The organism is Arsenicicoccus sp. oral taxon 190 (genome assembly GCF_001189535.1).
GTDB lineage: Bacteria > Actinomycetota > Actinomycetes > Actinomycetales > Dermatophilaceae > Arsenicicoccus.
Genome location: NZ_CP012070.1, coordinates 2,280,870 through 2,292,985, shown reverse-complemented (window position 1 = coordinate 2,292,985; position 12,116 = coordinate 2,280,870). Strand labels below are relative to the sequence as shown.

Sequence of the window (12,116 nt, the reverse complement as noted above, 5' to 3'; positions counted from 1 at the left end):
CCGTCACGCTCCCACGACCCACTCCGCGTAGAACAACCCGATGCCGAGCGCCACGAAGAGCCCGGCGATGATCCAGAACCTGATGACGACCGTGATCTCCGCCCAGCCGAGCAGCTCGAAGTGGTGGTGCAGCGGCGCCATACGGAAGACGCGCTTGCGCGTCGCCTTGAAGGACCCGACCTGGATGATCACCGACAGGGTCTCCAGCACGAAGAGGCCGCCGAGGATGACCACCAGGAGCTCGGTGCGGGTGCAGATCGCGAGCCCGGCCAGGCCGCCGCCCAGCGCGAGCGAGCCGGTGTCGCCCATGAAGATCTTGGCGGGCGAGCCGTTCCACCACAGGAAGCCGAAGCAGGCGCCCATGAGGCAGGCCGCCACGACGGCGAGGTCGCGCGGGTCGCGCACCTCGTAGCAGTTGGCGGACGGGGACAGCGCGCAGCTCTGGTTGGTCTGCCAGGTCCCGATGATCACGTATGCCGCGAACACCATCGTGCTCGCCCCGGTCGCGAGCCCGTCGAGACCGTCGGTGAGGTTCACGCCGTTGCTGGTGCCCGCGATCATCAGGTTGGCCCAGATGACGAAGAGCAGCACCCCCACCCACGGCAGGGTCGAGCTGAGGTCGAGGTCGAGGTTGGTGTCACGCACCGAGGAGATCACCGTCGACGCGGGGGTGACCCCGGCGCTGTTGGGGAACTCGAGCACGAGCACCGAGAAGATCAGCCCGACGAGGCCCTGGCCGGCGAGCTTCTGCCAGGACCGCAGGCCCAGGCTGCGCTGCTTGGAGATCTTGATGTAGTCGTCGAGGAAGCCCACGAGGCCGAGCCCGGCCATCAGGAACATCACGAGGAGCCCGGAGGCCGTCGGTGGCCACCAGGTCAGCAGGTGCGCCAGGGCGTAGGCGAGCAGCGACGCGAGGATGATGACCGCGCCGCCCATCGTCGGGGTGCCGCGCTTGGTGTGGTGCGACGTGGGCCCGTCGTCCCGGACGAACTGGCCGTAGTGCTTGCGCACCAGGAACCTGATGTAGGCCGGGGTGCCGAGCAGGGCGATGAGCAGGGAGAACCCCGCCGCAAACAGGACCGCCTTCACGCGCCACCTCCGTCGGACTCCATCTCACCCTCCACTTGAGGTGCACCTGCTCTCTGGTCGGGCTCATGCTTCTGCTGCTGCTTCTGCCTCTCGGCCCGGCGCCCGTGCAGGGCCTGCCGCAGCTGCTCGCGGTCGTCGAAGGGGTGGGTCTCCCCCGCGATCTCCTGACCCTGCTCGTGGCCCTTGCCGAGCACCACGACGGTGTCCTGCGGCCCACGGGCCAGCGCGACGGCGGCGGCGATGGCGTCGGCCCGGCCGGGCACCTCCCGCACCCGGTCGCCGTGGCCGTCCTGGTCGCGGTGGCCGCGCTGGTCACCGACGCCCGACAGCACCGCGGCCCGGATCGCCGAGGGATCCTCCGAGCGGGGGTTGTCGTCGGTCACGATCACGACGTCGGCGGCCGCGGCCGCGGCCTGCCCCATCCGCGGGCGCTTGCCCGCGTCACGGTCGCCGCCGGCACCGAGCACCACCACGAGGCGGCCACGGGTCTGGGAGCGCAGCGCCTGCAGGGCGGCGGTGATGGCGTCGGGGGTGTGCGCGAAGTCGACGATCCCGACCGGCGCGCCCGCCGGGCCCGGGACCTGCTCCATCCGGCCCGGGACCTGCGGGTCGCCGCACACGGCCTCGGCCGCCTGCGCGAGGTCCTCGCCCCCGAGGTGGAGGATCAGCGCGGCGACGGCCGTGTTGACCTGGTTGAAGTCCCCGGGCAGCGGGCACGTGAGGTCGAGCCGCGCGCCCGGACCGGTGAGGGCGAACCTGCGCTCGCCGAGGTCCGTCACCTGCCAGTCGGCGGGCCGTCCGGTCGCCGACACCGTCACCACGGGGATGGTGGCCTCCCGCGCGAGCCGGCTGCCCCACTCGTCGTCGACGACGACGACCCCGCGGCGGGCGCGCTCGGGCGTGAAGAGCGAGGCCTTGGCGCGGTAGTAGTCCTCCATCGACCCGTGGAAGTCCAGGTGGTCCTGGGAGAGGTTGGTGAAGGCGGCGACGTCGTAGACGACCCCGTCGACGCGGTGCATGACCAGGGCGTGGCTGGAGACCTCCATGGTGCAGCGCTCGACGCCGCGCTCGGCCATGACGGCGAGCAGCGCCTGCAGGTCGCTGGACTCGGGCGTGGTGCGGGTGCTGCGGATCCGCTCGTCGCCGATGCGGGTCTCGATGGTGCCGACCAGGCCGGTGACCCGCCCGAGCCGCCGCAGCCCGCCGTCGACGAGGTAGGCCGTGGTGGTCTTGCCGTTGGTCCCGGTGATCCCGTAGGTCAGCAGCGCCGCCCCCACGGGCCGGCCGTAGATCGCGGCCGCGGCCCGGCCGAGCGCGGCTCGGGGGTCGGGCACCACCAGGACCGGCGCCGCGACGCCCTGCGCCCGCACCAGGTCCAGGCCGGCCTGGTCGGTGAGGACGGCGGCGGCCCCGGCGTCCCGGGCCTGCGCCGCGAAACGGGCGCCGTGGACGTGGGCGCCGGGCAGGGCGGCATACAGGTCGCCGGGCTGCACCGTGCGGGAGTCCAGGGTGACGCCACGGACGGCCGCCTCGGGGGCGTCGTGACCGGCCGCCGCAGGCGGCTCACCGTCCTCGGCGGGAGCCGCGTGCAGCTCCGCGCCCAGGGTGGCGACGAGGTCGGCGACCGGCAGGGGGGTGATGGTCGTCGGGCGGGGGAAGGGGGATGACACGAGAGTCGAACCTACCGCGTCCCCGTGGCCGTGCCACCCTGGCCGGTGCCGCGCTGCGTGCTGCGGGCGGTGGTCCGCGCCGAGTCGGTCGTCTCGTCGGTCGCGTGCAGGGGCGTGCCGTCGGAGGTCACGGGCAGGTTGGGTGCGGGGCTGCCGCTGGGCGCGACCTGGTACTTCGCCAGGGCTGCCTTCATCACCTCGGCGAAGACCGGCCCGCAGGTCTGGCCGCCGTAGTGGCCCCTGACCGGCTTCTGCAGGGTGCACGCCACGACGAACCGCGGGTTGTCCGCCGGCGCGAAACCGATGAAGGACGCGGTGTGGCCGCTGTAGCCGCCGACCTTCTCGTCGTAGCGGTCGGCGGTCCCGGTCTTACCGGCGACGCGGTAGCCGGGGATCGAGGCGTACTTGCCGGCGGTGCCCTGGTCGGACACCACGGACTCCATCATCTCGGTGAGCTGCTTGGCGACGCCGGGGCTGATGACCTGCTGCGGCTCGGGCGCCTTGGCGGCGGTGAACCTGCCGTCCGCCCCGGTCTGGCCGTTGATCAGGCTGGGCGCGAGCCGGACGCCGCCGTTGGCGATGGTCTGGTAGACGCTCGCCGACTGGATGACGTTGAGGTTCATGCCCTGGCCGAACATCACGGTGTAGCGCTGCGAGCCGGTGGGGTTGGGGGGCACGATGCCGGGCTGCTCGCCGGGGTAGCCGATGCCGGTGGTGTGGCCGAGCCCGAACTTGCGGAAGTAGTCCATGAGCTTGTCGACGGGGATCTTCTCGCCGGCGAGGATCGTGCCCATGTTGGAGGAGGTCGCGAGGACCCCGCTCAGCGTGAGGTGCTGGACCCCGTGCTCCTCGGAGTCGTGGAAGACCTTGTCCGAGCGCGGCAGCTCGGAGGGCACCGTGACCGGCGTGGACGGGGTCGCGACGCCCTCCTGCAGCACGGCTGCCATGGTCATGACCTTGGCGGTCGACCCGGGCTCGAAGAGCTCCTGGAAGGCCTTGTCCGAGATGGTCCCGCCCTTGTTGAGCGAGCTCAGGTCGGCGGGGTCGAAGGTCGGGTAGTTGCCCACCGCGAGGAGCTTGCCGGTCTTCACGTCCATCGCGACGACGTAGCCGTTGCTCGCCTCGCGGTCGATGACGGCCTTGGTGATGGCGTTCTGCGCGACGAACTGCAGGTCGGAGTCGATCGTCGTCTGCACGTCGCGGCCCGGGACGGCCGGGATGAGGGACTGGTCGCCGGTGGGGATCATCTTCCCGGAGGGCGCCCGCTCGTAGGACTGCTTGCCGGGCTTGCCGCCGAGCGTGGAGTTCATGAGCTGCTCGATGCCGCCCGCGGGGGCGCCCGCGTTGGTCATGGCGCCGACGAGCGACGCCGCCGCGGTCCCGGTGGGGTAGACGCGCTTGGTGGTCAGGTCGGCGCTCAGGCCGGGGATGCCGAGGGCGCGGATCTTGCGCCAGGCGAGCGGCGTGACGTCGGTCGCGACGGGGTACCACCGCCGGCTGCCGGTCAGGCGGGTCTGCACGTCGCCCTCGGCGAGGCCGAGCAGCGGGGCGATGTCAGCGGCGGCCCCCTGGGCCCCGACCTTGGTGAGCTTCTTGTTGACGCGCTTGGAGTACTCCGTCACGGCCTGCTGGTCCACGATCAGGGTGTAGCGCTCCAGCGACTGGGCGAGCACGGTCCCCGCGGAGTCGGTGATCTGGCCGCGCGCCGCCGGGAGGGTGCGCACCACGGCCCGCTGCTCGAGCGACTTCGCGGACAGCGCCGCGGCGTCGAAGCCCTGGAGCCGCACCAGCTGGGCGGCGAAGACGGTGAGCACGATCAACGACACGATGAACATCGCGCGGACGCGCCGCTTGGGGTGCAGCGTGGACCGGGAGCCGGTCAGCCGCGCCGGCCGGGAAGGCTGTCGGGCCGGTCGGGTCGGTCGGGTCGCGGCCACGCCCTCACCTCGATCCGTCGTGCGCCCTGCGGGCGCGATCCTGCACGTCCGTATGACGACCCTGGGGCCGCCGCGTCATCGGCCCACCGGGAGCCCGGCGAGCCCGCCGACGAGACCGTTGCCGAGGCCCAGCCCCGCCACGGACGTCGCCGCCGCCATGGTGGAGTCGTCGGGCTTCGCCTGCGGCGCGACCGCGAGGCCACCGGACACCACCGTAAATTCCGAGGCGTGGGTCGCGGGCTCCGCCACGCCGGACACCGTGCCGGTCCGTGGGTCGACGAACGCGGGGGTGTTGCCGGGCCCCATGCCGAGCTGCTGGGCCTTGGCGGCGAGCCTGCGGGCGGAGGAGACGTCGTCGATGTCCTGGCGCAGCGCGACGGACGTGTCCTTGAGGGATGCCGACTCGTCCTCGAGCGCGTGGAGCTGGTAGGAGCCCTGGGAGAGCGTGAGGTTGAGCAGCAGCAGCGCCAGCAGGCCCAGGGTGAGCATCATGGCGCCGAGCACCACGAAGGGGACCTGAGAGGCCTTGCGGCTGGCCATGCGGACGACCTCCAGGTGGGGACGCTGCCCGACGAGGCGATCGTAGGCGCGCCCCGGGGTCGTGCGCGCGTTGACGGGCTGCAGCAGGCTCATGGGGTCGATCCCTTCCGGTGGGCGTGCCGGGTGGTGCGATGCGGGCGGGCGGGCGGCGAGGTGGGGGCGCTGGGGCGGGTGCGCTCGGCGGCGCGCAGCCGGGCGGAGGCGGCCCGGGGGTTGGCGGCCGTCTCCTGCGGGTCGGGCTCCTCCGCGCCGCGGGTCAGCAGCCGCAGGTAGGGGGCGTGCTCCGGGAGCTCGACCGGCAGGTCGGGCGGCGCGGTGCTGCGGGCCCCCGCGGCGAGGACCTGCTTGGTGAGGCGGTCCTCCAGCGAGTGGTAGGACAGCACGGCGAGCCGGCCGCCGACGGCCAGGGCGTCGACCGCCGCGGGCAGCGCGGCCTCGAGGGAGGCGAGCTCGCCGTTGACCTCGATCCGCAGCGCCTGGAAGGTCCGCTTGCCGGGGTGGCCGCCCTGCCGCTGCGACGCCGCGGGGATCACCCGCCGCAGCAGGTCGACGAGCCGCCCGGAGGTGGTGAAGGGCTCGGCCTCGCGCTCGCGCAGCACGGCCGAGGCGATCTGCTTGGCGAACCTCTCCTCGCCGTAGGTGCGCAGCACCCGGGCCAGGTCGCCGTGGGCGTAGGTGTTGAGGACCTCGGCGGCCGTGATGCCGGTCGACTGGTCCATCCGCATGTCCAGCGGCGCGTCGACGCGGTAGGCGAAGCCGCGGTCCACCTCGTCCAGCTGCAGCGAGGACACCCCGAGGTCGAGCAGGATCCCCTGCACGCCGTCGATGCCGAGGTCGTCGAGGACCTCGCCGATCTCGTCGTAGCGGGCGTGGACCAGCGTCACCCGGTCCCCGAAGCCTGCGAGCCGCTCCCCCGCCAGGCGCAGCGCCTCGGTGTCCCGGTCGATGCCGACGACCCGGGCCTGCGGGCAGGCGGTGAGCACGGCCAGCGCGTGGCCGCCCATGCCGAGCGTGCCGTCGACATACGTCGGGGTGGGGCTGGCGGCGGAGGGGGTGAGGGCCGGGGAGAGGAGGTCGATGATCCGGTCGCGCAGCACGGGCACGTGGCGCCCCTCGGCGCCGGTGCGCTCGGGCTGCTGGTCCATCTCGTCCTCCTCTCGGTGCGGGTGCTGGTGGCGGGTGGTGGCGGTGGTCCTCGGGCCGGCGGCCCTGGCGTCTGGTCCCCAACCGCTCCGCTCGACGTGTCCCGAGACCGGGGAAGGTGCCGCGGGGCACGGGGAGCGGGTGGAGGCCGGACGTCAGGGAGTCACAGGAGTCCGGGGACCACCTCCTCGGCCTGGTCGGAGAAGGCCTGCTCGGTGGAGGACAGGTAGCGCTCCCAGGCCTCGGTGTCCCAGACCTCGACGCGCTCGCCGGCACCGATCACGGTGCAGTCGCGCGACAGGCCGGCGTAGTCGCGCAGCGCGGCCGGGATCGTGATGCGCCCCTGCTTGTCCGGCACCTCGTCGGACGCGCCGGACAGGAAGACGCGCAGGTAGTCCCGCACCGCCTTGCTGGTCATCGGGGCGGAGCGCAGCTGCTGGGAGACCCGGACGAACTCGTCCATGGGGAAGACGTAGAGGCAGCGCTCCTGACCGCGGGTGACCACGAGCCCGTCGGCCATGCGCTCGCGGAACTTGGCGGGGAGGAAGAGCCGACCCTTCTCGTCGAGGCGGGGCGTGTGCGTGCCGAGGAACATCGCGCCCCCTCCCCTGCTCGGTCCTGCCGCAGCGGCGGCGGTGCCACGTCTGGCTCCGCTCCCTCACCCTCTGCTGTCCTCCACTTTACTCCACCACCCACCACCGTCAACGGTAGAACGCGTGTCCTGCCGTTATTTCTTCGTCATCTGCGCTGGTCAGAGTCGGTGGTGCGGAGTGGGGAGAGACGGTGGTGGGGGCGGGCGGCATACGGGGCAAACCAGCACGTATGCCGACCCGCACCCGCCCCGGAGGGGCCGACGACCGGGGTGACGGGCGCGCGTGGAGCGAAGTGGGGGACGGCGGCGAGCGCATAGAGTGAGCACACGCGTCGACGGCCGTCGTCGACCCTGCACCGCCGGGGGGAGCCCGTGAGCGATCCGACCCAGGTCCGCCCGACGGACCGCCGCGACCAGCGAGCCACGGCGCCCGGGCCGGACGTGGCCGAGCTGGCCCAGGCGCTGTCCCGCGCCGTGTCCACCGTGGTCGCGGGCAAGGACCAGCAGGTGCGCACCGCGGTGACCGTGCTGCTGGCGGGCGGCCACCTGCTCGTGGAGGACGTGCCGGGCGTCGGCAAGACCATGCTGGCCAAGGCCCTCGCCGCCGCGATGGACACCGCCGTGCGACGCGTGCAGTTCACGCCCGACCTGCTGCCCAGCGACATCACGGGGGTGTCGGTCTTCAACCAGGAGACGCGGACCTTCGAGTTCCGGCCGGGGGCGGTCTTCGCCAACGTCGTGATCGGCGACGAGATCAACCGCGCCTCCCCCAAGACCCAGTCGGCGCTGCTCGAGGCGATGGAGGAGGGCCAGGTCACCGCCGACGGCACGACCCGGGCGCTGCCGCGACCGTTCATGGTCATCGCGACGCAGAACCCGATCGAGATGGAGGGCACCTACCCCCTCCCGGAGGCGCAGCGCGACCGGTTCATGGCGCGGCTGTCGATGGGCTACCCGACCGCCGACGCCGAGGTCACCATGCTGTCCTCCCACGGCGAGCACCGCCCGCTGCGCGACCTGCGCCCCGTCACCGACGCCGGCACCGTCGAGCACGCCATCGAGGCGATCCGCCACCTGCACGCGGGCGAGGCGGTGCAGCGCTACGTCGTGGAGCTGGTGCGGGGCACCCGCGCCTCGACGGCGCTGCGGCTCGGCGCCTCCCCGCGCGCCGGGCTGCACCTGCTGCGGGCGGCCCGTGCCCGCGCGGCGGTCGAGGGCCGCGACCACGTCCTCCCCGACGACGTCCAGGCCCTCGCGGTGCCGGTCCTCGCGCACCGGGTGCTGCCGGCGGCCGGGGGCGCGGGCGACGCCGCCGAGATCATCGACCACGTCGTGCGGCAGGTGCCCGTGCTGGGCGTCGCCGGCAGCCGCTCCGGCCGCTGACCCCGCAGTCACCATGGCTCGACCCGACGGCATCCTCACGACCCGCGGCCAGTCCTTCCTGGCCTCGGGGGTCGTGCTGCTCGCCGCCGGGTTCACGCTCGGGCTCGGCGACCTCATGCGGCTCGGGCTGCTGCTGCTCCTGCTCGCCGTCGCCGCGTGGCTCCTCGCCCGGCGCCCCGCCCGCTCGCTCGTCACGCGCCGCGACGTCACCCCGGCCCGCCTCACCGTGGGCGAGGCGGGCACCGTCTCGCTCCTCGTGACCAACGAGGGTCGGCGCCGCTCCCCCTTCCTCATCGCCCAGGAGCAGCTGAGCTATGCGCTCGGCGACCGGCCCCGCTTCGTGGTGCCGGGGCTGCGGCCCGGTCAGCAGCAGCTGGTCCGTTACCCCGTGCGCTCGGTGCTGCGGGGCGAGCACGAGCTCGGCCCCCTGTCGGTGCGGGTGCGGGACGCCTTCGGTCTCACCAGCCGGCTGACCCGCTGCTCGGGCGGGGGCTCGGTGCTGGTCGTGCCGCGCGTGCTGCCCCTCGACGGCGGAGGGATGCCCGGCGCGGCGCCGGGCCAGGACGAGTCGGTGGCCGACATGGTCGCGCTGCACGGCGAGGACGACGTGACCATCCGCCACTACCGGCAGGGCGACGAGCTGCGGCGCATCCACTGGCCCGCGAGCGCCCACACGGGCAGCCTGATGGTGCGCCAGGAGGAGCAGCCGGCGCGGCGGCGAGCGGCGGTCGTGCTGGACCGGCGGGCGTCGGCGCACGCCGGCGACGGGACCCGTTCCTCCTTCGAGTGGGCCGTGACCGCGGCGGCGTCGGTGGTGGCCCACCTCATCGCCCACGGCTACGACGTGGACCTGGTGTGCGACGACAGCCACGCCCACGAGCGGCCGGTGTCGGTGGACGAGGCCCTCGAGATGCTCGCGCGCGTCGACCTCGGCGACGCCGACAGCCTCGCCGCCGCGGCCCGCTCGGTGGGGCGGCGCCCCGTCGGGGTGGTCGTGGCCGTCGTCGGGGCCGGGGACACCCGGGGTCTCGAGGACCTGCTGACGGCGCGGCGCAGCGGCATGACGCCGATCGCGCTGGTCGTCGACGCGCGGCGATTCACGTCGAGCGACGTCGGGGGCAACGCTGGTGGTGGTGGTGGTGGTGGTGCTGGTGCCGATGCCGGCGGGCCGGGCAGCCCCGCGGTCGCCCGGCAGCTCGCCGCCGCCGGCTGGCGCACGGCCGTCGCCGGCCCCGGCACCGACCCGGCCGTGACCTGGGGTCAGGCTGCTGCCCGCACGCAGGGAGCGTTGCGGTGAGCCAGACCCGACCCGCCGAGACCGCGCTCGCGGCAGCCGCCGTCGTCGTCGCCACCTGGCCGCTCACGACGCTCCTGCGGGAGCAGAGCTGGGTCGGCCCCACCATCCTCGTGGTCGCTCTCATCGCGGTCGCCGGCCTCGCGCTGCGGGCCCTGCGCACACCCGCGTGGCTCGTCGTCGTGCTGCAGCTCATCCTCCTGGCCCTCGTGACGTGCCTGCTCCACGGCCTGGGCAGCGGGCCGCTGGGACTGCCCGGCAGCGACGTCCTGGACCGCCTGGTCCACGGGCTGCAGGAGGCCGGCCGCACGATCCGGTCGTATGCCGCCCCCGCGCCCGCCACCCCCGGGCTCCGGCTCCTCGTCGGGCTGCTGGCCGGCCTCGTCGCCGTCGTCGTCGACCATCTCGTCGTGGCCCGCCGGTCCGCGACGCTCGCCGGTTTCCCCCTGCTCGTGGTCTACCTGGTGTCCGTGGTCAACACCCCCGGGTCCCTGCCGGCGCAGTACTTCTGCGCGCTCGCCGTGGCCTGGCTGCTGCTGCTCGTGGAGCAGCACCGCTCCCGGCTGGGCCGGTGGAGCACCCTGACGCCCTCCCCCACCCGCTACACCCGCGCCGACGACCCCTCGCGGCAGGTCGCGCGGTTCGCCGCGGCGGGGCGGCTGGTGGCGGTAGGTGCCGTCCTGGTCGCGGTGCTCGGGCAGCTGGCCCTGCCGGACGTCCCCACCCGGTTCGTTACCGAGGGCCTCGGGCGGCAGCAGAGCAACGCCGGCCCGGCACTGACCTTCACCTCCGACGTGGACATCACCCGCAGCCTCGGCTCCCGCGACCCGCGGCCCGTCCTCACCTACCGCACCACCGGCGACGCCGACCCGCCGCCGCTGGGGGTCGCGATGGCCAAGCAGTACGTCGACGGCCACTGGCGCATGCTGCCCACCTCGGCCACGACGCAGGGCACGGCAGGCGGCAACCGGTCGATGCCGCTGCCCGACGGCGTCGCCCCCGACCTGCCGCACACCGTCGCCACCGCCACCTTCTCCGACAACGGATCGGTCCGCCCCCCGCAGCTCGCCGCGCCGGCCCCCGTCCTGCGCGCCGACATCGACGCCCCCTGGCGCCGCGACGTGACCACCGGACTGCTCGCCGTGGGGCGGAGCGTGTCGGACTACAGCGTGCAGTACGCCGTCCCCACGCTCACCCCGGAGCGCCTCACCCGTTCCGACGGCAACCAGGAGCCCTACGCCTCCGCCGCCTTCAACGACGCCGACTACCTGGACGTCGACCCCGCGTCGCAGGACCTCGTGCGGTCGCGCACGCAGCAGATCCTCGAGGAGTCCCGGCAGAGCTACGGCCCCCGCACCAGCGCCTACCACAAGGCGATGGTGATCCAGCAGCACCTGCGCTCCCCCGCCTACACCTACAGCCTCACCCTCGCCCCCCTCACCCCGGAGGAGGAGGCGCAGGGGGTCTCCTCCGCCGACGCGGTGTCCCACTTCCTGCTGACCCGACGGGGCTACTGCACGCAGTTCTCCACCGCCATGGTCATGATGGCGCGGTCCGAGGGGATCCCTGCCCGGGTCGTGTTCGGCTTCCTCCCGGGCACCCAGCAGGCCCGGGGCGAGCGGATCGTGCGCGCCGCCGACGCCCACGCCTGGCCCGAGCTGTTCATCTCCGGGGTCGGCTGGACCCGGTTCGAGCCCACCCCTGGTGGCCGGTCCGGGCTCCCGCCCGCCTGGGCCGAGCCGCCGGCGGCCACCCCCACCCCGACCGCCTCCAGCGCCGCGGCCCCGAGCACCGCGGCCCGGCCCACCCCGACCGCCACCGCCACGACCACGGCAGCCGCCGCGCCCGGCGTCGGCGACCAGCTGCGGTCGTGGTTCACGCCAGGCCGGGTCGCCACCCTGGCGGTCCTGCTCGCCCTGGCGCTGCTGCTCTCGTTGCTGCCGTTGCGGGCCGCCGCGGTCCGCCGGGGCCGGCTGCGTCGCGCCTCAGGCCCCGCTGCCGCCGTGGAGGCCCACTGGACCACGCTGGCCGAGCAGCTCGGTGATCTCGGTATGCCGCCACCGCAGGGCCACACCCCGCGGATGCTCCGGGACCACTACACCGCCTACCCGCTGCTGGGGGACGACGGCAAGCGCGCGCTGGTGCGTGTCCTCAGCACCGTCGAACGTGCCCGCTACGCGCCCCCCGGGGCCTCGGCCTCCCCGACCCAGGTCGAGGCGGACGCCCGCACCGCGAGGAAGGCCGTGGCCCGCAGCCGCACCTGGACCGAGCGCCTCCGCGCCGCGCTCCTGCCCACCGCCGGCCGCCACTGACGGAAGCATCCCCCTCCCCGCGCCCCCTCCCCCGCGATCGTGGACGTTTTGAGCCGCCTGAGGGCCAAAACAGACCACGATCGTGGCTGCGGGCGCTGAACGTGGACGTCTTGGGCGTCCTCGGAGCACAAACAGACCACGATCGTGGGTCGGGGA

The 12,116-nt window shown here is 74.1% G+C and carries 9 protein-coding genes; 3 read left to right on the top strand and 6 right to left on the bottom strand.

What is annotated here, in order from left to right:
• Positions 1–3 precede the first annotated feature (3 nt).
• The 6 genes from mraY to mraZ all read right to left on the bottom strand — a co-directional run bounded on the left by mraY (position 4) and on the right by mraZ (position 6,974).
• A complete protein-coding gene (gene mraY, locus ADJ73_RS10605; RefSeq protein WP_050348239.1) occupies positions 4–1,089 on the bottom strand; it encodes a phospho-N-acetylmuramoyl-pentapeptide-transferase in 1,086 nt (361 codons plus the stop codon).
• The gene (locus ADJ73_RS10600) at positions 1,086–2,759 is read right to left on the bottom strand and encodes a UDP-N-acetylmuramoyl-L-alanyl-D-glutamate--2,6-diaminopimelate ligase (protein WP_082176921.1); all 1,674 of its coding nucleotides are present in this window, start codon (positions 2,757–2,759) and stop codon (positions 1,086–1,088) included. The genes mraY and ADJ73_RS10600 overlap by 4 nt, the downstream gene beginning before the upstream one ends.
• Positions 2,760–2,770: 11 nt before the next feature.
• A complete protein-coding gene (locus tag ADJ73_RS10595; RefSeq protein ID WP_050348238.1) occupies positions 2,771–4,696 on the bottom strand; it encodes a peptidoglycan D,D-transpeptidase FtsI family protein in 1,926 nt (641 codons plus the stop codon).
• 75 nt (positions 4,697–4,771) lie between these two features.
• Complete coding sequence (locus ADJ73_RS10590) at positions 4,772–5,329, bottom strand: hypothetical protein (RefSeq protein WP_050348237.1); 558 nt, start codon at positions 5,327–5,329, stop codon at positions 4,772–4,774.
• On the bottom strand, positions 5,326–6,381 hold the full coding sequence (gene rsmH, locus ADJ73_RS10585; protein ID WP_050348236.1) for a 16S rRNA (cytosine(1402)-N(4))-methyltransferase RsmH: 1,056 nt from the start codon (positions 6,379–6,381) through the stop codon (positions 5,326–5,328). The genes ADJ73_RS10590 and rsmH overlap by 4 nt, the downstream gene beginning before the upstream one ends.
• Before the next feature lie 161 nt (positions 6,382–6,542).
• Positions 6,543–6,974, bottom strand: coding sequence for a division/cell wall cluster transcriptional repressor MraZ (mraZ, locus tag ADJ73_RS10580; RefSeq protein ID WP_050348235.1), 432 nt, complete (start codon positions 6,972–6,974; stop codon positions 6,543–6,545).
• Positions 6,975–7,343: 369 nt separating this feature from the next.
• On the opposite strand from mraZ, the gene ADJ73_RS10575 reads away from it, so the two are divergent.
• From ADJ73_RS10575 to ADJ73_RS10565, 3 genes are read left to right on the top strand one after another with little or no spacing between them, the layout of a single operon-like run.
• Positions 7,344–8,354, top strand: coding sequence for an AAA family ATPase (locus tag ADJ73_RS10575; RefSeq protein ID WP_082176920.1), 1,011 nt, complete (start codon positions 7,344–7,346; stop codon positions 8,352–8,354).
• A gap of 13 nt (positions 8,355–8,367) precedes the next feature.
• Positions 8,368–9,651, top strand: coding sequence for a DUF58 domain-containing protein (locus ADJ73_RS10570; protein WP_050348234.1), 1,284 nt, complete (start codon positions 8,368–8,370; stop codon positions 9,649–9,651).
• A complete protein-coding gene (locus ADJ73_RS10565) occupies positions 9,648–11,960 on the top strand; it encodes a transglutaminase-like domain-containing protein (protein ID WP_050348233.1) in 2,313 nt (770 codons plus the stop codon). The genes ADJ73_RS10570 and ADJ73_RS10565 overlap by 4 nt, the downstream gene beginning before the upstream one ends.
• Positions 11,961–12,116 lie beyond the last annotated feature (156 nt).

What these genes read in the sequence shown, in the direction of transcription:
- ADJ73_RS10590 (WP_050348237.1), bottom strand. Translation starts at nt 5,329, where the DNA reads ATGAGCCTGCTGCAGCCCGTCAACGCGCGCACGACCCCGGGGCGCGCC.
- rsmH (WP_050348236.1), bottom strand. Translation starts at nt 6,381, where the DNA reads ATGGACCAGCAGCCCGAGCGCACCGGCGCCGAGGGGCGCCACGTGCCC.
- mraZ (WP_050348235.1), bottom strand. Translation starts at nt 6,974, where the DNA reads ATGTTCCTCGGCACGCACACGCCCCGCCTCGACGAGAAGGGTCGGCTC.
- ADJ73_RS10570 (WP_050348234.1), top strand. Translation starts at nt 8,368, where the DNA reads ATGGCTCGACCCGACGGCATCCTCACGACCCGCGGCCAGTCCTTCCTG.